At 64.4% G+C, this 19,183-nt stretch carries 13 protein-coding genes and 1 rRNA gene; 4 read left to right on the top strand and 10 right to left on the bottom strand.

Features of this window, described 5'->3' with window-relative positions:
- Positions 1 to 5: 5 nt before the first annotated feature.
- The 3 genes from Pla108_RS16795 to Pla108_RS16805 form a co-directional block, all read right to left on the bottom strand.
- Positions 6 to 545, bottom strand: coding sequence for a putative ATP-dependent zinc protease (locus Pla108_RS16795; protein ID WP_146446130.1), 540 nt, complete (start codon positions 543 to 545; stop codon positions 6 to 8).
- Positions 546 to 914: 369 nt separating this feature from the next.
- Positions 915 to 1,448, bottom strand: a complete 534-nt coding sequence (locus Pla108_RS16800; RefSeq protein ID WP_197526643.1) for a putative ATP-dependent zinc protease — start codon at positions 1,446 to 1,448, stop codon at positions 915 to 917.
- A gap of 286 nt (positions 1,449 to 1,734) precedes the next feature.
- Positions 1,735 to 3,263, bottom strand: a 16S ribosomal RNA gene (locus Pla108_RS16805).
- Positions 3,264 to 4,123: 860 nt separating this feature from the next.
- On the opposite strand from Pla108_RS16805, the gene aroH reads away from it, so the two are divergent.
- The gene (gene aroH / locus Pla108_RS16810) at positions 4,124 to 4,549 is read left to right on the top strand and encodes a chorismate mutase (RefSeq protein WP_390615933.1); all 426 of its coding nucleotides are present in this window, start codon (positions 4,124 to 4,126) and stop codon (positions 4,547 to 4,549) included.
- A gap of 484 nt (positions 4,550 to 5,033) precedes the next feature.
- Here the strand turns inward: aroH and Pla108_RS16815 are convergent, their stop codons facing one another.
- Positions 5,034 to 6,125: a hypothetical protein gene (locus tag Pla108_RS16815; RefSeq protein ID WP_197526644.1), complete on the bottom strand. Its 1,092-nt coding sequence runs from the start codon at positions 6,123 to 6,125 to the stop codon at positions 5,034 to 5,036.
- A 44-nt stretch (positions 6,126 to 6,169) separates the two neighbouring features.
- Between Pla108_RS16815 and Pla108_RS16820 the strand changes: the two genes are divergently transcribed.
- Together Pla108_RS16820 and Pla108_RS16825 are read left to right on the top strand one after the other, a co-directional pair.
- The gene (locus Pla108_RS16820) at positions 6,170 to 6,433 is read left to right on the top strand and encodes a hypothetical protein (protein ID WP_146446134.1); all 264 of its coding nucleotides are present in this window, start codon (positions 6,170 to 6,172) and stop codon (positions 6,431 to 6,433) included.
- Positions 6,434 to 6,693: 260 nt separating this feature from the next.
- The gene (locus Pla108_RS16825) at positions 6,694 to 9,738 is read left to right on the top strand and encodes a PEP-CTERM sorting domain-containing protein (protein ID WP_146446135.1); all 3,045 of its coding nucleotides are present in this window, start codon (positions 6,694 to 6,696) and stop codon (positions 9,736 to 9,738) included.
- 40 nt (positions 9,739 to 9,778) lie between these two features.
- Here Pla108_RS16825 and Pla108_RS16830 read toward each other — a convergent pair whose 3' ends face one another.
- The 6 genes from Pla108_RS16830 to Pla108_RS16855 all read right to left on the bottom strand — a co-directional run bounded on the left by Pla108_RS16830 (position 9,779) and on the right by Pla108_RS16855 (position 16,263).
- On the bottom strand, positions 9,779 to 10,729 hold the full coding sequence (locus tag Pla108_RS16830) for a DUF1559 family PulG-like putative transporter (protein ID WP_197526645.1): 951 nt from the start codon (positions 10,727 to 10,729) through the stop codon (positions 9,779 to 9,781).
- A gap of 207 nt (positions 10,730 to 10,936) precedes the next feature.
- Entirely contained in the window at positions 10,937 to 12,724 is a 1,788-nt protein-coding gene (locus Pla108_RS16835; protein ID WP_146446136.1) for an aspartate kinase, read from the bottom strand.
- Between the two features lie 44 nt (positions 12,725 to 12,768).
- Entirely contained in the window at positions 12,769 to 13,221 is a 453-nt protein-coding gene (locus Pla108_RS16840; RefSeq protein WP_231934542.1) for a GxxExxY protein, read from the bottom strand.
- The gene (locus Pla108_RS16845) at positions 13,218 to 14,450 is read right to left on the bottom strand and encodes a cofactor-independent phosphoglycerate mutase (protein WP_146446137.1); all 1,233 of its coding nucleotides are present in this window, start codon (positions 14,448 to 14,450) and stop codon (positions 13,218 to 13,220) included. The genes Pla108_RS16840 and Pla108_RS16845 overlap by 4 nt, the downstream gene beginning before the upstream one ends.
- A gap of 45 nt (positions 14,451 to 14,495) precedes the next feature.
- Entirely contained in the window at positions 14,496 to 14,891 is a 396-nt protein-coding gene (locus Pla108_RS16850) for a GxxExxY protein (RefSeq protein WP_146446138.1), read from the bottom strand.
- 67 nt (positions 14,892 to 14,958) lie between these two features.
- Positions 14,959 to 16,263 carry a homoserine dehydrogenase gene (locus Pla108_RS16855; protein ID WP_146446139.1) on the bottom strand — a complete coding sequence of 435 codons (1,305 nt, stop codon included), beginning with the start codon at positions 16,261 to 16,263 and terminating at the stop codon, positions 14,959 to 14,961.
- Positions 16,264 to 16,519: 256 nt separating this feature from the next.
- On the opposite strand from Pla108_RS16855, the gene leuS reads away from it, so the two are divergent.
- Positions 16,520 to 19,156: a leucine--tRNA ligase gene (gene leuS, locus Pla108_RS16860; RefSeq protein ID WP_146446140.1), complete on the top strand. Its 2,637-nt coding sequence runs from the start codon at positions 16,520 to 16,522 to the stop codon at positions 19,154 to 19,156.
- The last annotated feature ends 27 nt before the right edge of the window (positions 19,157 to 19,183 follow it).

The following is a 19,183-nucleotide window of genomic DNA, read 5'->3' on the forward strand; positions in this document are numbered from 1 at the left end:
CTCGCTCAGAGCGACCGGTTTAGGCGGCTCTGCGAGACATCTACGACAAAGTGGCCGGCGAGGAAGTCGCGTCCCAGGAGCATCCGGTAAGTCATCCGTGAGCGGTCGTTCAAATTGACGATCGCGACTTTGTTGACCGTCCCGTACTTCAGCGGAAGCCGGACCCGATAGCGGTGCTCGGCGCCGTTGGCGCTGCGGACTTCGGCGTAATCGTCGATCTTGGTCTCGATCCAAGCCCGCTGGCCGTCGCGATTCTCAACCCGCAGACGGACCGCCTTGCCGATGTTCTCCCGGGGGTCTTCGGCGGCGTCTTCGATCTTGCAATCGTCGGGAGAGCAATGGATCGAACTAACCGCCGCGCCGGTATCGACACGTGCGAGGAAATCGACGCCCGACGAGACTTCCGTGATCTGAGCCACGGGGCCAATCGTCATCGTAGCCGGGGTCGAGGGGGGCCGATTGGCCCAGGCGATCATCGCCGTGCCGATGGCCGAGATACCGAGGAGGGCCAATCCCCCCCGCATCCAAAGTCGGTGGTTGCCCATGTGAATGGTCCTCCCGAATCGGTGGGCCGCTAAATCCGGTGCGGCGTGATGCCTCTATTCTACGTCGCGGGAACGTGCGCCGTGGTCGTTTGGGACGCACGGACAGCCGATTCTCGCCCGAGAAAACTACGGAAAGCCGTAGCGAGGGCGATTTCCAGGACATTCCAGGGTGAATCAAGGCCCTCTAACCCCTACTTGCCGTTCGAGTTCCCCTCGTTGTCGACGGTCTGCCTCGCGCCGAAAAATGAGAGATCGCTTGGGAGGGCGAACCCCGTCTAGACGGCGTAGGTACGAAAAAAAGAGGCGCCAGCCCGGGGGCGGCGCCTCTTAGTAAATGGTTGATCGCAACGCCGAAAGGGGCCGCCGCTTTCAGAGCGGCTTTGCACCGCCGTGGGCGACATCCACTAGGAAGTCGTCCCTCAAGAAGTCACGGCCGAGCAGCAAGCGGTAACGCATGGTCGACCGGTCGTTCAGGTTCACGACCGCAACTTTCTGAACGTCGCCGCACTGCAGCGGCAACCGAACGCGGTACCGGTGCTCGGCGCCGTTGGCGCTCCGCACTTCGGCGTACTCTTCAATCTTGGTTTCAACCCAGGCCTTCTGCCCTTCCCCGTTGTCGAGGCGTAGGCGGACCAGCTTATCGACGTTGTCGATCGGCTGGGGCGACTCATCGACGATGACGACGTCGCTGGGATTGACATGAATCGAGCTGACGGCGGCGCCGGTATCGACGCGGGCCTCGTACTCGACTCCGGTGCTGACTTCGGTGATGACGGCGGTCTCACCGATCACCGACGGATTAGGAGTGGCGGCGAACAGCAGTAGCGCCGAGCGTCCTGTGAGGACGGCGGCAAACAGCAGAGCCAGCCCGATCCAGCGTCGTGGTACCCACCCGAGCTTCATAGCAGTTCTCCAACGTATGGCTTCCATGCCTGTGCGTCTGGTCACGAATCGGGAGCCGCCTGGACCAGCCGCTGGGGAGCATTCTTTCAGGGAAGTGGGACCGGAAGCAAGAGCAGAGCGCATAAAAAAACCCGGCGTCAGGTGGCAATCCCTGACGCCGGGTCTATCAATGCAATTTGGTGAGTTGATCTCGTCTTGTGGACTCGATCGACCTTCTTTATTCGGCCAAGACCGCCCCAATTATTCTGTCAACCATCGCTGGTTGGCAGTTCTAAGTATCCTTAGAAAAGGAGGTGATCCAGCCGCAGGTTCCCCTACGGCTACCTTGTTACGACTTAGTCCCAATCGCGGAGTTGACCCTAGGCGCCTGCGTCCCGAAGGTTCGCTTAGCGACTTTAGGCCCCCCCCACTTTCGTGGCTTGACGGGCGGTGTGTACAAGGCTCAGGAACATATTCACCGTGGTATGCTGACCCACGATTACTAGCGATTCCGGCTTCATGCAGGCGAGTTGCAGCCTGCAATCCGAACTGGGGTGCGCTTTTTGGGATTTGCTAACTCTCGCGAGCTTGCTTCCCTCTGTACGCACCATTGTAGGACGTGTGCAGCCCAAGCCATAAAGGCCATGAGGACTTGACGTCATCCCCACCTTCCTCCGGTTTAACACCGGCAGTCTCTCTAGAGTCCCCGCCATAACGCGCTGGCAACTAGAGACAAGGGTTTCGCTCGTTAAGGGACTTAACCCGACATCTCACGACACGAGCTGACGACAGCCATGCAGCACCTGTGCACGTTTCACCCGAAGGCAACTAACCTGCTTTCACAGGCAGCATCCGTACATGTCAAGGCTTGGATAAGGTTCTTCGCGTAGCCTCGAATTAAGCCACATCCTCCACCGCTTGTGTGAGCCCCCGTCAATTCCTTTGAGTTTCAGCCTTGCGACCATACTCCCCAGGCGGAGCACTTAACACTTTCGCTACGGCCGAGAACCTATGGGGGAGTCCTCGACCCAGTGCTCATCGTTTACAGCCAGGACTACCGGGGTATCTAATCCCGTTCGCTACCCTGGCTTTCGTGCCTCAGCGTCAGAAGAGACCCAGTGAGCCGCTTTCGCCACCGGTGTTCCTGATGATATCAACGCATTTCACCGCTCCACCATCAGTTCCGCTCACCCCTGTCTCCCTCTAGCATCCCAGTATCGGGCGCCATTCTTCGGTTGAGCCGAAGGATTTCACACCCGACTTAAAACGCCGCCTACGCACCCTTTAAGCCCAATGATTCCGAATAACGTTTGGACGGTTCGTGTTACCGCGGCTGCTGGCACGAACTTAGCCCGTCCTTACTGTGGATCGGTCAAAACCTGCTCTTCGCAGGTCCTTCCTCCTCACTTTCGCGGTTTACAACCCGAAGGCCTTCATCCCGCACGCGGCATTGCTCGGTCAGGCTTTCGCCCATTGCCGAAGATTCTCGACTGCAGCCACCCGTAGGTGTCTGGGCAGTGTCTCAGTCCCAGTGTGACGGGCCACGCTCTCACGCCCGCTACCCATCGAAGCCTTGGTAGGCCATTACCCCACCAACAAGCTAGTAGGACGCAGTCCCCTCTCCGGGCGGAATCTCACCTTTGATCCTGAGATATTATCCGGCATTACCTGCAGTTTCCCGCAGCTATTCCGGACCCGGAGGCAGGTAACTACGCGTTACTCACCCTTACGCCGCTTTCCAGTTCTAATGCAAGCAAAAGAACCTTCTCGCTCGACTTGCATGCCTAATCCATGCCGCCAACGTTCATTCTGAGCCAGGATCAAACCCTTCAATTGATGTATGCTTACTCGTAATCGACCGCCTCCGAAGAGACGACGGCCACGAGATAAGAGCCATTTCTTGAAGTAGCTTGGTTGGCTACTTACTCTTAAACTTTGGTCGTTGCAGAGACGCCTTCCGTCATCCATCGCTCCACGAACAAAGTCGCTTCGCTCCGCATGACTTCCGAACGCCTCAAATTCAGCCGACCTCATCGGTCTTGACTAAATTAAAGGAGGTCACTCACCAAATTGTCAAAGAACGCTTTTGACGCCAGCGGATCGGTCGATGCCCGTGAGGGGTTGGCCCGAAGGCCTTGACTCACCGAGCGTTGACTTGGCCGCTGACGGTTCTCGCTGCCATTTGCTGCGAGCCCCCCACTATCCCGGAAGACCCTTGGGTCGTCAATGGGAGTCGTGGAGATTTTTTTGCTGAGCTGGCTCGGGGTTGAATCCGAGCCGACCTCGCAAACCCTCTGGCGACCTCCGCCAACCTCCGAAGAGGTCGGCTTCCTTCACCAGCGGGAGCGGAATCTTAACCTTCGGCTGCGGCCTGTCAACGACTCAAGTTGAAAAAGCTCCGGAGATCGCGAATTCGCCCCGGTAGAGGGCCTCTGCGTTTCTCCAGGCAAGGCATCCGGCAAGGTCGCGGCCGGTTCTCTTCCTCGGAGACGCTTGAGATGTCTCGCCGGAGAGGAGCTCACGTTAGCGGGGGAGATTCCCTTTCCCCGTGGCTTATCGAGGTCCGCTGAGCCTGGGAGATTCGAACGAGTCGGCGCCGCTACCTCATTGCCCGCCGGCGGACTAGCCTGTGCAGAGACGCTCCGAGTTCTTCTCGAGCTCTTTGTTGCCCGTCTCCTGTTGCCCCCCGACTGACTATGCCTTGCCGCGGCGTTCGAGGCGCCACTACCGTCGACGTCAACGAGCGGGAGGCCCTCCTCACCGCGACACGCCAGCTGCTGGCCTTGTTGATCCGCCGCAATGAGATCGAGCCGCAGGATATCGCCAGCGTGATCTTCACGGTCACCAAGGACCTCGACGCCGAGTTTCCGGCGCTGGCGGCGCGACAGCTCGGTTGGTCCGGCGTGCCGCTGCTGTGTGGCTACGAGATCAGTGTTCCGGGGTCGCTCGAACGGTGCGTGCGGGTGCTGGTGCACTGGAACACCGAAAAACCCGCCAGAGAGGTGCACCACGTCTACGCCCGCGGCGCCGAGCGGCTGCGGCCCGACCTCGAGTCGCCCCCCGAGGCGGACTTGGCGGAACTCGACGCCTGGATCAACCGCCAGATGGGATCGGGCGGCTGACCGAGGCCGCTCGCCGCGCAGGACGTAGACCGCGCGGAGCAAACCGCCGACCGGCACTTGCGGCTTCTGCGGCGGGGCCGCTACGATACGGGGCTCGCGGGCGGCACTTGTCGTCGCCCCCACACCGCCATCACTCGGCGAGGCCCCGCACCGCGGAGAGCCACGCCACCCACGGAGCTGGTTGAAACTTGGGTACGAAGAAGTCAGGCAAAGGTCGCCGCAAGCAGGGTCGCAAGAAGCGGCGGATGCGGGCGAAGATCCGCCACCGTAAGAAGTAGCGATCCGGCCAGCGGCCGCGTCCCCGGTTTGCATCACCCCAGGTCGATGCACCCCGTCGGCGACGCCGGCCGGCCGCTTCTCTCGTCGATTCCAGCCCGGTTGTCACGGCGCCGCGGAACGAGTTGTCTGCTGCGCGCCGTCGGTCTCCGTTTGGCGACTCACGACAGCGTCGCTCGCAGGCTCGCCTTCGGTTCGGTGCAACGCGTTATCGCCGGCAGGCGAGGGGCGTGAGCAGCGCGGCGAGTAACGCCACCGCCAACGGCTCGGGAATCGCGATCGACGGCGCCACGGAAGTTCCGTACGCCGCCGACCAGACGCCGTAGTCCGCCGTGTTGACGGTGTTGTCGCCGTCGCCATCGGCGCCCAGCAACAACGAAGTTCCTTCGGTGTCACGCCAGACGGTGTAGTCGGCCGCGTTCACGACGCCATCGCCGTTGTAGTCGCCGGCGAGCGTCACCGGCGTGTTGCGGAGGATCACCTTGCGGCTGCCGGTCACCCGTGCGCCTAGATAGAGAAGCGGCGAGCCATCGCCCTCGGCGGACGGAAGGTTCGTCAGATCGACATCGAACAGGTTGTTGATCACAACGTCGCCCGCGCCATCGCCGTTCGTGTCGACCGAGTCGCCTACCTGAGCGATAATTTTGTCGTTGAGAAACACCTTGTTATCCCACACAAACGCGACGTCGCCGCGGTCGTTGAGGCTGATGTCGGAGGGGAGCCCGCTGAGCGTGTGGCCATCGATCACGTCGCCGTCGCGGTAGCGGATCACGCCGTTGACGACGATCAGGTCGGCCGTCGTGTTGAACTCGCCTGCCAGCCGCACCGACGCCGAGGAGGCCCAGTCGCCCGCCTCGTTGACCTCATAGAGGCTCCCGAGCGCCCAGGTTTCGTTGGCGAGGCCGCCGGCTTGGGCGGGGATCGGATCGTTCTCACGAAGCAGGCCGCCGCCGGCAACCGACACGGCTTGACCGTTGAGGATGACCACCTCCTCACTAGCGACGACGGAAACCGTCGTCAGGTAGTTCGACCCAAGCTGCGACCACGCCAGATTGCTGCTGAGAAAACCGGCGTCGATCGTGAGGCCGGCCGCGACGGAGTCGCCGGTCTTGAGCAGGACATCTTGCGCCGTGGAGTCGCTGAATAGAGCGCCGCCGACCACGGGGCCGCCGCTGGTAGCGGCGTAGTCGCTGGTCCAGCGGGCGACGCCGTCGGGCGTCAGGGTGGGCCAGGAGAAACGGTCGTAGAAAGAACCGGTGAGCGGGCCGTCGGTGATGGCGTCTCCCTCGGCGAAGAGCATCACATCGTCGCGCCACAGGCTGACGGGCGAGCCGTACGCCGTCGTTGCGGGACGTCACACGCACCGCGCCCTACATGCACAGCGGGCTGTTCGATATCGACGAGGTGCTGCGGCTCTACAACGCGGGGATGCCCAACGACCGCGTCCGCGAGGGCGAGACCTACGCCACGCCGGCGCCAACGAAGTCGCCCCACCTGCGTCCCCTGGGCCTCAACGACACAGACTTGGGCGACTTGGCAGCTTTCCTAGAATCGCTCGAAGAATCGCATCGACTATTCCCAACCCCCCCGTTGCCGCCGGGGCTGTAGCTGTCGATGCGGGCGGCTTTCCAAGGTTCGATTCGGCCCGTTTTTTATCGGCTCAGAGCTTTGGTGAGGTAGCCCGGTTGGGATGGCGTCTGGCCCCCGATCGCGTCTCAGAATCCCTTGGATGGGTGGCGGCGGAAGGTTTCATGGGCCGGCGTCTTGGGCGATACTCGGCTCGACGTATCTGCAAAGCGAGGCCCTTCACAGCGCGCCGTCGTTGTTGGTGACGCCGTGCGGTCGCTGTCATTTTTTCTCATCCCATTATGAACATTTTCCGCCATTTCTTGGCTCTGGGGATTGGTTGCGGGGCCACGGCAGCTCTGGCGACCAACGCCGATTGGCTCGCGCCGGTGAGCGGCGAATGGGCGGCGGCGGATAATTGGTCCTCGCCCAACTTCCCCGACAACGGCTCACCGAGTTTCAGTTCGAAGTACGACGTCACGATCGGCGCCGTCGGCGGCCCCTATGTGGTGACGCTCTCCAAAGCGGGCGACTCGCCCGTCGGTTCAGGCCGCTATATCGACGTCGATAGCGTTGTGATCGACTCGCACGACGCGACCCTCAAGGTCGTCCAGGACTCGACCCTCACGGCCTACAACGGACTGCACGTCGCTACCGGGACGCTACTGCTGGACGATGGCGGCAAACTCTATAAGACCAGGCTCAGCGCGTCGCCGGAGGGCGTCATCGTCACCGGGCCCACCCGCGGCGTCACCCTGCAGGACGTGACGCTCGCCACCGACCTCACGGCTGGCGGGACATTGGTGGTGAGCAGCGACCTGATACTGGAGAACAGCGCGATCAGCTTTGCCGCTGGCGCTTTCTACGCCGGCGCCGAGCTCGGGGGCGTCGGCGAATGGCGGCTCGTTTCTGGCAAGCCCGAGAGCTCGGGCTTCAACTATGACGTTCTGTACTACGAGAGCCTCGGGTACGAGCTGACGATCGGCCCCGATGTCACGGTCCGGTCGATGGGCGAATCGGTCCGCCTCCTCAACCAGTATTACGACTGGGACACCGGTGGCGTGGTCGTCAACGAAGGGACGATCCTCGCCGAAACCGCCGACGGCTGGTTCTATGTCGAAGGCTTCCGCAACGAGGGGCTGATCCGCGTGTCGGGGGGCGACAGCTTCTCCGCTTCGTTCAACGGCGCCGTGGGCGACGTTGAGTTGGGGGCCGGGGGCAAGCTGACACTGACCGGGGCGCCGCACTTCAACCGGCCGCTTGTCGTCGGCGACGGCGCCGAGGTGTGGCTGCTGCCCGAGACATCGGCCACCACCGCCGCCCCGCTGAAGCTCCAGCCCGGCGGCGAGCTGTGGATCACGCCCGAGGGGATCGTGCCGGTGGACTCCACGGGCGGAGCGGTCTTTCTTCGCACGTATCTAGGACGCAATACCTACACCGCCAGCGAGTTGACGACGCTGCCGATCACGGGCGCCGCGTCGGTCGCCTTCAGCAGCGCGGGGATCGATCTTGAAGGGGGCGTGTTGGACCCCACGGTCTTGCCCTCCAACTTCGAGTTCAATCCCGCCTGGATCGAGAACGGTACGCTCACTGGCGCCGCGTTGCCGGCGACGACCAGCAAGCAGACGCTTCGGAATGCGAGCCTCGATGTCGCCGCCACCCTCGACGCCGGTCGTATCCTGCGGCTGGAGCAGCAGTCGGCCCTCTTGCAGCCAACGGTGCTCGACGGGGGTCGTCTCGAACTCGACGACAGTTGGACCAACACGGGCGGGATCGTCGTCAACTCGGGTGAATTGCAGATCGAAACCCCCGGGACGGCATCCGGCGCCATCCAGATGAATGGCGGGCGTCTTGTGCTGCAGCACTCGACAACTTTCGCCACGCTCCAGGGGATGTTTACGGGGACTCCCGAGGCGATCGACATCGGACGCTCTACTGGCAGTGCGCCTCGCGGTTATTTGGACTTAGAAGGTCAAACGCTTGACCTCAACGCCTGGCCGAACACCCAGTGGACACTCCACAGCGGTAGGATCGAGAACGGCTCTATCGTCGGGACGCACGAGGGACGCCCCTTCGGCCTGAAGACCTGGGGTAGTCTGTCCAACGTCGATCTAGATGGCGTCAAACTGACAGGCGGTAATCTGGGCGCCGGTGTGTTCAACAGCATCTGGGCGACCGGTTCGGTCTCCACGTCGGGGACGTTGATCGACAGCCGCGTCGATGGAAATCTCTCTGGCGGAACGGTCCGAGGCGTGCTGCAGATTGGCGGGTCGATCACCGGGAGCGTCACTTTCGACGCGGGGTCGTCGATTGTCGGGACGACAACGCTAGGCGGCGGGACGGGCCGGTTCATCAGCGATCGGTACACGTTCCTCGACGCGGCCTACACGCTGCCATCGTCGGTCAGCCTCGTCTCGTCCACCAGGTACAACTCCAATAGCACCGTCAACGCGAACGCCCTCACCGTCGAAGGCGCCATCTCTGTTGGCTATCCCGAGTTCCAGCAAGACGCCTGGACCGACAGCATCACGTTCAACGTGACCAGCCTGGAGACCCGCGGCGGCACGACGATTACCGAAGACGGGCGACTTTACGTCGTCGGCGGGCCTTGGACCAACTCGGGCGTCATCCAGATCGCTGGCGGAGAGATCGAGGCCGAGTCACTGCTGGTGGAAGGCGCCGGCTCGATCGAAGGTTGGGGCGACGTGACAGGCGACGTCACAATCGAGGGCCGCCTCACCACTCAGAACGCCGACAATCAATTCCGAGTCACGGGTTCGCTGACACTGGGCGACGACGCGGTGACCGAGGTCACACTGGGCGCCGTCGCACGCCATCATGCGGTTCCGTCTTGGCTGCGTGTGGCGGGCGAAGCGGTGGTCGGTGGCGACTTGTCGCTGACCCTCTCGCCGGCGTTTCTTGCGGAAGCGTTCGAGGTGGGCGATCTCTTCGCGATCGCTTCGGCGACGTCGGTCTCCGGCGTCTTTGACAGCGTCGCCTGGGACCTCCCCTGGATCGACCTCGCGCCGGTCTACTGGAACGACACCGTCCTGGTGCAGGTGACGGGCCTTTCGGGCGTCCCGTCGCTGCGGGGCGACGGCAACGGCGACGGCGTCGTCAACGCGGCCGACTACACCCTCTGGCGCGACCACGAAGGAGAAGACGTTCCCTGGTTCACGCTCGGCGATTTCGACGGCAGCGGCCACGTCGATCAATCGGACCACGCCGTTTGGGCCGCCGCTTACGGCAGCGTGGCGGAGACGTCGATTTCTGTCCCCGAGCCCTCGACAACCGCCTCCCTGCTATTCGCCAGCACGGTGGTGATTGTCCGTCGCCGCGTCGGCTAAGGGGTTCGTCTCGAGGTCGATCAGAGGGCGCGGAGTGGCGTCAATCGTCGGCCAGCGTCTCACCGCCGTCGCGGGTGCCCATGGCGTTGTAGACCTCGAACTCAATGTCTTCAGAGATTGCGTAGACCGAGCCGTCGCAGCGGAGGAACTGGGCTACCCCCTCGTGCGACGCCGAGACGTCGCGGTCGTCGCTAAGGCCATCGTTGGGCGTGTGGCCCGTTTGAAAGAGGGTCATATGGCCGTGATCGTCGGTGGGGTCATCGATGTCGCGGACGCTGGCGGCCCAGGTGGTCTCGTACTCGAAGTGATTGTTGAGCTCGATGCCGGCGCGGAAGGGGCCGTTCACCCGCTCACCAACCATGAGGGTCTTTGAAAGCCCGTCGATGATCTGCGAAAGCTTAGTCTCGCTGTTGCGGCTGAAGACGCCGTCGCGCTGTTCTTGGTCGGCGTCGAGGTCGGGCGGGCCGAAGTTGGCGACGTAGCAGCCCATCGCCCAGCGATCGGGGCCCATCTCGATGTAGCCGGTGGGCGAGACGGTGTCGGTCGGGCAGAGGAGGGTGGTGACGTGGGTCTCGCGGGCGATCTGGTTGTCGGCGTGGAAGACCGGCAGCTTGAAATCGATCTGGTCGTGGATCGGTTGCTCCTCGATGAAGGGGAGCAGAAACGACGCCCAGCCGTGACCCAGCGCGTTACCTTCGGGGCCGGGGGTGTAGGCGTAGCCCGTGGGGAGCCGCTTGAACGAGCTCTCGTAGTTGTGCATCGCCAGACCGATCTGCTTGAGCTGGTTCTTGCACTGGCTCTTGCGCGCCGACTCGCGGGCCGCTTGTACCGCGGGCAGGAGCAGGCCGACTAGCAGTCCGATGATGGCGATCACCACCAGCAATTCGACGAGCGTGAAACCGTCAGTGTTGCCGTGAGGTCTCGTCGAGCGCGGCGTGGTCGTGACCATGGGTGTGGGCGCCGGCGAGGAACTCTTGGTGGTCATGTTCATGCTCCACGTCGCTAGCATGGAGGTGATAATGCGTGTGCTTCGGATCGGCGAGGGGCCCGGAACTTTGCTCCGGGCCGCACCCCACTACTGTTGCAGTAAATGCGGCGACGACAAGGACTAAGGGCAGACTGGCGGCCATCGTTCCCTCTCCTATCCCTGCGTTACGTGCCCCGGACGGAGCCGGATTTAAAAAAGTCGCCCGGCCCATCAGCCAATGACATCCGCGAAAGCCTCTTCGGTGGCCGTCAGGGCCTTCGCGGCGTGTTCGCCCGCGATGACGACGCTCACCTTCACCTCGCTGGTGCCGATCAATTCGACGTTGATGCCGGCGCCGCTGAGGGCCCGGAAGATGCGTGTGCCGACCCCCGTATGGCTGCGGACGCCGACGCCTGTGACCGACAGGATCGCCACGTTGGGCTCGGCGGTGACCTCGCCGCCGAACCTGGCCGCGATCTCGGCGACGAGCTTCTGCGACTCGGCGATATCGTTCTGAGGAACCGTCAGTCCGACCGTCGTCAGGCCGTCTTGGCCGATGCTCTGCACGATGAGGTCGACCAGCACGCCGCGGTGGGCGATCGCCTCGAAGATCTCGGCGGCGATCCCGGGCTTGTCGGGGACGTTGCGGAGCGTGAGCAGGGCCTGCGTCGTGTCGAGGTCGCAGCCGTCGATCCGCAACTCCTCCATGCCCTGGAGGCGGGCGATCACGGCGTCGGCGTCGGCGACCTTCGCCTCCTTCGCCGCCGCGAGGGAATCGGCAATGGTCGCCACCGTGGCCGGCGGGATGTGGAGTTCGAACTCGCGGTGAACAACGCGGAGGGCTTCTTGCCCTTGCTCCCGCGCGACGAGGCACGAGACCTTGATCTCACTGGTCGTGATGGCGTGGATGTTGATGCCGGCGCTCGCCAGGGCGCGGAACATCCGGCGTGCCACGCCGGGCTGGCTCGCCATGCCGAGGCCGACGACCGAGACCTTGGAGACCGGGTCGCCCTGGCGGACCTCACGGGCGCCGATCATCTCGGCGGCCTTCTTGGTGGCGGCGCGGGCCGCCGGCAAGTCGGTGTCGAGCACCGTGAACGAGATGTCGGCCAGCGAGTCCGCTCCACGGTTCTGGACGATCATGTCGACCGAGATGTTCGCCGCGGCGAGCGACTCGAGCAGCGCGAGGCTGACGCCCGGCTTGTCGGGCACGCCGGCGACGGTGAGCTGCGCCTCGTTCTTGGTCAGCGCAGCGCCGCTGACGGCGCGGTCGGCCGACTCGCTTAGCGGGCCGATGATCGTGCCGGGCACGTCGGTGAAGACGCCCGAGTTCCGCACGTGGATCGGCACGTTGAACTTCTTGCCGAACTCGATCGAGCGGCTGTGCATGACGCCCGCCCCGAGGCTCGCCAGCTCGAGCATCTCGTCGTGCGACACGCAGTCCATCTTGCGGGCGGCCGGCTCGATCCGCGGGTCGGTTGTGAAGACGCCGTCGACGTCGGTGTAGATCTCGCACGCCTCGGCGCCGAGCACCGCCGCGAGGGCGACCGCCGTGGTGTCGCTGCCGCCGCGGCCAAGCGTCGTGATGTTCAGATCGACGTCGATCCCCTGGAAGCCGGCGGCGATGACGATGCGGCCCGCGTCGAGGTGCGCGCGGATCCGGTCGGCGCCGATCGAGTGGATCCGCGCTTTGCCGTGGGCGCTGTCGGTGCGGATCTCCATCTGGGCGCCGGTGAGGCTGACCGCCTTGCCGCCCAGGTCGTGGATCGCCATCGCCATCAGCGCGACCGAGACTTGCTCGCCGGTCGAGAGGAGCATGTCCATCTCGCGCGCCGGTGGGTCGTCACACACCTGGCCGGCGAGGTCGACGAGCACGTCGGTCTGCTTCCCCATGGCCGACACGACCATGACGACCTGCGCGCCTTGTTGCTGGGCGCGGAGCGCGCGACGGGCGGCGGCGCGGATCTTCTCGGCGTCGGCAACGCTGGTGCCGCCAAACTTCTGTACGATCAGTGACATGGGGTAACCGCCAAGACGCCAAGAGCGCCAAGGAAAGAGTAAAACTAAGTGAGGACGATGCGTTTTACGCCGTCTTTCAACAAGGGGACGTTGAAGTTGATTAAGAGGCCGAGTTGGTAGCCGGTCGCTTTCAGATAGTTAATAGTTTGTGCGTGGTGGATTGGGTGGAGAGCCTCGACGGCCTTTAGTTCGACGACGAGCGAGCCGCCAACAAGAAAATCAAGCATCGCCTCGCCGACGGGGGTCCCTTTGTAATCGAGTCGGATCTCAAACTGTCTTTGGAATGGAATCCCTCTTAATCCCAACTCGACTTCCAACGCCTTTTCATAGACCGACTCGAGAAAACTAGCCCCAAGCGTTCGGTGTACCTCGAGGGCCGCGTCAACAACGAGTTTCGCGAGCCGATCGACTTCAGCGGAAGGTTCGTGCAACGATAATCCCCTTAGCGTCCTTAGCGTCCTTAGCGTCCTTGGCGTCTTGGCGTCTTGGCGGTTCAACCCTTTCCGATGAACCAGCGCATCGCGTCCCAGCCGTTGGGGAACGCCAGGTCCGACGCGGCGGCGGTCTTGTCGTGGTAGGCGGTGGCGCCGTCGGCTTCGATCCCGGTCCCCGCCAGACAGACCGGCACGTCGCCGTGGGTGTGTTTCTTCGTGCTGATGTAGGTGGGGTGATCGGGGCTGATCATGACGCGATGGTCGCCCATCTCACTGAGCGCCTCGACGAGCGGGCTGACGATGTCGCGGTCGATCGCCTCGATCGCCTTGACCTTCTCGTCGGCGCGGCCTTCGTGCGACGCCTCGTCGGGGGCCTCGACGTGGACGCACACCATATCGTACTTACTGAGCGCCTCGATGGCGTAGCGGCCCTTGGCGGCGTAGTCGGTGTCGAGGTAGCCGGTGGCGCCAGGGACTTCGATCCGGTCCCACCCGACCAGTGCGGCGATGCCCCGCAGCAGGTCGACGGCGGTGATCATCGCCCCCTTCGGGCCGAACTTCTCGGCGAAGGGCTGCAGCGTCGGCGCGCCGCCCTGGCCCCAGAGCCAGACGCTGGTGGCCGGCTTGTGCCCCGCGGCGACACGCTTCTTGTTGACCGGATGGTCGGCGAAAAGCCGCTCGGTCGCCTCCATCAGCTCAACGAGCACGCCGCCGCCCGGCCCCTTCGGGTGGGCGTCGGCGATCGTCAGGTCGGTCCAGTCGTGCGGCGCCTCGGTCCGGGTGTCGCTGGAGAAGGGCGCCGGCAGCTTGTCGCCACGCCAGATCAGCAGGTTGCGGTAGCTCACCCCGGGGACGAACTCGAGGGCGCCGTTCCACTTGGGATCGCTGGCGACTTGTTCCTGCACGGTCTTGAGCAACGCGGTCGATTCTTCGGTCGTGATGTGGTCGGCGGTGAAGTCGACCATCACGGGACCGTCGCCCTGGTCCTCGACGGTGACCGTATTGCAACGCACGGCCCAGTCATTGGGTCCGAGCTTGATCCCCTGCGCGGCGGCTTCCATCGGCGCGCGGCCGGTGAAGTGCTCGAACGGGTCGTAGCCGAGCAGCGACAGGTTGCCGATCTCGCTCCCGGCCGGTAGCGCCTTGGGCGTGTGGCAGGCCCGCGCGACGACGCCGCGTTTGGCGAGCGCGTCCATGTGCGGCGTGTGAGCCGCCTCGAGCGGGGTCTTCCCGCCAAGGTAAGCCTGCGGCTCGTCGGCCGCGCCGTCGGGGATGACGATGAGGTACTTCATAAGGAAAGGGTTTTGAACCACGACGGAACGAAGGAACGAAGGGTGCTACCGCACGACTCGTTTGATCCCGTCTTTCAGGTGCTGGACGTTGAAATTGAGTAAGAGTCCTAGGCGACAGCCGGTCAGCTTCAGGTAGGTAAAGAGCTGGGCCTCGTGGATCGGTGCGAGTTGTTCTACAGCTTTCAGCTCGACCACCACCCGCTTAGCGACGAACACATCAAGCCTCAGGCCCGCATCAATGATTTCGCCGTCGTAGTCGATTGCAAGCAAGGGCTGGCGGTCGAAGGCAACGGCTTGTCGTTTCAACTCGTGACACAAGCAGTGCTCGTAAACGGACTCGAGTAGCCCCGGCCCAAGTTTTGAGTGGACCCGAAACGCTGCATCGAGGACTTGCTTGGCAATCGCCTCGTCGCCCTCCGAGATAGGTTCAAAACCACTCACTACCCAGCCCTCGTGCTAAACAGCTTCCTTTGTTCCGTCGTTCCTTTGTGGTTCGCTACTCTTCGAACTAGCCGACGACACGCAGCCGGACCGGCGCCGCCGCCACAGGCGCCAGCTTGCCGATCGCCGTGCACGCGCGGGCGGCGGCGCCTTCGGTGGTGTCGTGCGTCATCAGCACCAGCGGCACCGTGGCGGCGTCGCTGGCTTGTTGCTGGAAGCTGGCGATCGAAATGCCTTCCGCCGCCAGGGCCGAGGCGATCTGCGCCAACACGCCCGGCTCGTCGGCCGCGTCGATCCGCAGGTAGAACCTCGCGACGGCGTCGGCCTGGTCAGCGACCGGCGTACGCTCCGACTCGTTGCTCCAGAGCTTGAGCGTTTGGAATGTCAGCTTCGTGCGGCCGACGGCGGTGTCGATCAGGTCGGCGACCACGGCCGAGGCGGTCGGCATCTGGCCGGCGCCGGGGCCTTGGAGGAACAACTCGCCGACGGCGTCGGCCGTGACACGCACCGCGTTCATCGGGCCGGCGACATCGGCCATCGGGCTGCCGTTCTTGACGAAGGTCGGTCCGACCGACAATTGAAGGCCCTTCTCGGTCAGCTCCGCGACGCCGAGCAGCTTGATCGTGTAGCCCAGCTCTTGGGCCATCCGCACGTCGGCTAGGTCGAGGGTGTCGATGCCGACGCGCGGGATCGCCCGCCAGTCGGGCCGGGCGCCGAACGCCAGGTGGGCGAGGATGGCCAGCTTCTGGGCGGTGTCGGTGCCGTCGACGTCCATGGCCGGGTCAGCCTCGGCGTAGCCGAGCCGCTGCGCCTCGGCGATCACCTCCGAGTAGGGGACGTGCTCGGCGTGCATCTTCGAGAGGATGAAGTTGCAGGTGCCGTTGAGGATGCCGGTGAGCGACTCGACTTGGTTGCCCGACAGGCACTGGGTGAGGTTGGCGATGATCGGCACGCCGCCGGCGACGGCCGCCTCGAAGGCGATGGTGCGGCCCGCCTCGCGGGCGGCGTCGAACAACTCCGGCCCGTGGGCGGCGATCAGGGCCTTGTTCGCGGTGACGACGTCCTTACCCGCCTTGAGCAGCGACAGGATCACTTCGCGGGCCAGCTCGACACCCCCCATCAGCTCGGCGACGACATCGATCGAGGGGTCGCTGACGATCGCGTCGATCTGGTCGGTCAGCACCCCGGCGGGCAGATTGCAGTCGCGGGCCTTCTTGAGGTCGCGGACGCTGGCCCGCTCGAGCCACAGCACGCGGCCCGCCTGCCGGGCGGTCCGGTCGCCGTGGTCCAGCAGGATCCGGGCGACCCCCGAACCGACGGTGCCGAGGCCCACGAGGCCGATCTTGGTTTTCTCTTGCGGCGTTGTATCCACTGCGCGTGCCTCTCCCCTGGGGGTCCGGGTCCGGAAGCCAGACCCGCCAGTAGAAGCAGGGGGCGACCGAAGGTCAACGGACGGCGAGGTTTGCGCTCAAGCCCCGCGGCGATAGAATCGCGGGACTCTGGCGAGCCGGCGACGGTAGTCGTCGGTGTGAAGTGAGTACCCCCCCCACCGACGACTCACGTCGCCGGCTCGCCGTCACTCTGCTTTCAGTCCGCAATCCGAATTCCGCAATCCGTACTCGGTCTCGATGCCCCGTTACAACCCCGCGACCATCGAGCCGAAGTGGCAAGCCCACTGGGACGCCAACAAAACCTTCGCCGCCCCGCGGTTGCCCAAGGAGGGCGCGAAGAAGCTCTACGCGCTGGACATGTTCCCCTACCCGTCGGGCGACGGGCTGCACGTGGGGCACCCCGAGGGGTACACCGCCACGGACATCGTCTGCCGGGCGTGGCGGATGCAGGGGTACTCGGTCGTTCACCCGATGGGGTTCGACGCCTTCGGCCTGCCGGCCGAGGAGCACGCCATCAAGACGGGCGAGCACCCGCGCGTCCAGACCGAGAAGAACATCGACACGTTCCGCCGCCAGCTGAAGATGCTCGGCTTCAGCTACGACTGGGACCGAGAGATCGCGACGACCGACGTCGAGTACGTCCGCTGGACGCAGTGGATCTTCCTGAAGCTCTACGACACCTGGTTCGACAAGGAGCAGCAGAAGGGTCGACCGATCGCCGAGCTCGACATCCCCGAAGACGTGCAGGCGATGGGCGAGGACTTCGCCCGCAAGTGGGTCGACGAGCGACGGCTCGCGTTCCAAAGCTCGGCGCCGGTGAACTGGTGCCCGGCCTTGGGGACGGTGCTCGCCAATGAAGAAGTCATCGACGGCAAGAGCGAGCGGGGCGGCCACCCGGTCGAACGCCGGCCGCTACGGCAATGGATGCTGCGGATCACGTCGTACGCCGACCGCTTGTCGGCCGGTCTCGAAAAACTCGACTGGCCCGAGGGGGTGAAGGCGCTGCAACGCAACTGGATCGGTCGCAGCACCGGCGCCGAGGTCGATTTCTGCTTGGCGGGGGCGCAGTTGCCGGCGGAAGTCGGCGGTTTCGCCGAGAAGCCCGCCGAAGGCGTCCTCCGTGTTTACACGACACGGCCCGACACGCTGTTCGGCGCCACGTACATGGTGATCGCGCCCGAGCACCCGTACGTCGAGCGCCTCACGACGCCCGAACAGGCCGACGCGGTGAAGGCGTACGTCGAGGCCGCCTCGTTCAAGAGCGACATGGACCGCACCGAGCTGGCCAAGGAGAAGACTGGCGTCTTTACGGGCTCGTACGCCATCAACCCGGTCAGTGGCGAAACGATCCCGGTCTGGATCGCTGACTACGTGCTGATCAGCTACGGCACCGGGGCCATCATGGCGGTGCCGGCGCACGATGAGCGTGACTACGAGTTCGCCAAGCAATTCAACATCCCGATCAAGGCGGTCGTCGATCCCGGCAACGCGGCCCCGGATGACGAACGCGAGGCGGTGCTCGCCGGCGAGCAGGTCTACTCGGGCGCCGGCGTCGCCGTTAACTCGGGCGGCTTCGACGGCACGCCGACCATCGAGTTCAAGTCAAAGATCACCGCTTGGTTGGCGGAGCGTGGCGTCGGCCAGGAGGCGGTCAACTACAAGCTCCGCGACTGGCTCTTCAGCCGCCAGCGCTTCTGGGGCGAGCCCTTCCCGATCGCGCACGAGCTCGACGACGACGGCAAGCCGACGGGACAGATCCGGACCGTGCCGGAAGAGGACCTGCCGGTCGATCTGCCACACCTCGAGGACTTCAAGCCGCACGGCAGGCCCGAGCCGCCGCTCGACAAGGCGCCCGACGAGTGGCTCTACCCCACGATTGATGGCGTCCGCTGTAAGCGCGAGACCAACACGATGCCGCAGTGGGCCGGCAGCTGCTGGTACTACTTGCGGTTCCTCGACCCAAAGAACGCCGACGCGCCGATCGACCCGGAGATCGAGAAGGCGTGGATGCCGGTCGACCTCTACATCGGCGGCGCCGAGCACGCCGTGCTGCACCTGCTGTACGCCCGGTTCTGGCACATGGTGCTGTTCGACCGTGGCGTGGTCTCGACGCCCGAGCCGTTCAACAAACTCGTCAACCAAGGGATGATCCTCGGCGAGAACGGCGAGAAGATGTCGAAGAGCCGCGGCAACGTCGTGAACCCCGACGAGGTTGTCGAAGGCTACGGCGCCGATGCGCTACGGCTCTACGAGATGTTCATGGGGCCGCTGCCCGACAGTAAGCCGTGGAACATGGAAGGGGTCGCCGGCGTGCGGAACTTTCTGGGCCGCGTCTGGCGGCTGATGATCGACGACCGGGCTGAGGAGATGCTCCTCTGTGACGAGGTGACCGACGCCGAGCCGACCGCCGAGCAGCTGCGGGTGCTGCACGCCACGATCAAGGCGGTGACCGAGGACATCGACCGGTTGTCGTTCAATACGGCGATCGCCCGGATGATGGAGTTCGTCAACTTCTTCACGAAGGAGAAGACGCGGCCACGGGCGTGCCTCGAGCCGTTGGTGCTGCTGCTCGCGCCGTTCGCGCCGCACCTGTGCGAGGAGCTGTGGGCCGCCCTGGGGCACAACGAGACGCTCTCCTACGAGCCGTGGCCCGTCTTCGACGAGTCGCACCTGCAGACCGACACGGTCGACATCGTCGTACAGATCGGCGGCAAGGTCCGCGGCAAGGTGGCGGTCGCCACCGGCGCCGACAAGGACGCCACGCTCGCGGCGGCGAAGGCCGACCCGAAGATCGCCGAGCTGATCGCGGGGAAAACGATCGTGAAAGAGATCGTCGTCCCTGGTAAGCTGGTGAACCTTGTGGTGAAGGGCTAGGGGGCCCCAACTCCACCACACGGCCAG

The sequence above is a fragment of the Botrimarina colliarenosi genome, from assembly GCF_007859955.1.
GTDB classification, from domain to species: Bacteria; Planctomycetota; Planctomycetia; order Pirellulales; family Lacipirellulaceae; genus Botrimarina; species Botrimarina colliarenosi.

Bases quoted from the DNA above. Each gene is read 5' to 3' on its own strand.
- Pla108_RS16795 (WP_146446130.1), bottom strand. From the start codon at position 545: ATGGGCAACCACCGACTTTGGATGCGGGGGGGATTGGCCCTCCTCGGT.
- Pla108_RS16800 (WP_197526643.1), bottom strand. From the start codon at position 1,448: ATGAAGCTCGGGTGGGTACCACGACGCTGGATCGGGCTGGCTCTGCTG.
- aroH (WP_390615933.1), top strand. From the start codon at position 4,124: ATGCCTTGCCGCGGCGTTCGAGGCGCCACTACCGTCGACGTCAACGAG.
- Pla108_RS16815 (WP_197526644.1), bottom strand. From the start codon at position 6,125: ATGCTCTTCGCCGAGGGAGACGCCATCACCGACGGCCCGCTCACCGGT.
- Pla108_RS16825 (WP_146446135.1), top strand. From the start codon at position 6,694: ATGAACATTTTCCGCCATTTCTTGGCTCTGGGGATTGGTTGCGGGGCC.
- Pla108_RS16830 (WP_197526645.1), bottom strand. From the start codon at position 10,729: ATGAACATGACCACCAAGAGTTCCTCGCCGGCGCCCACACCCATGGTC.
- Pla108_RS16835 (WP_146446136.1), bottom strand. From the start codon at position 12,724: ATGTCACTGATCGTACAGAAGTTTGGCGGCACCAGCGTTGCCGACGCC.
- Pla108_RS16845 (WP_146446137.1), bottom strand. From the start codon at position 14,450: ATGAAGTACCTCATCGTCATCCCCGACGGCGCGGCCGACGAGCCGCAG.
- leuS (WP_146446140.1), top strand. From the start codon at position 16,520: ATGCCCCGTTACAACCCCGCGACCATCGAGCCGAAGTGGCAAGCCCAC.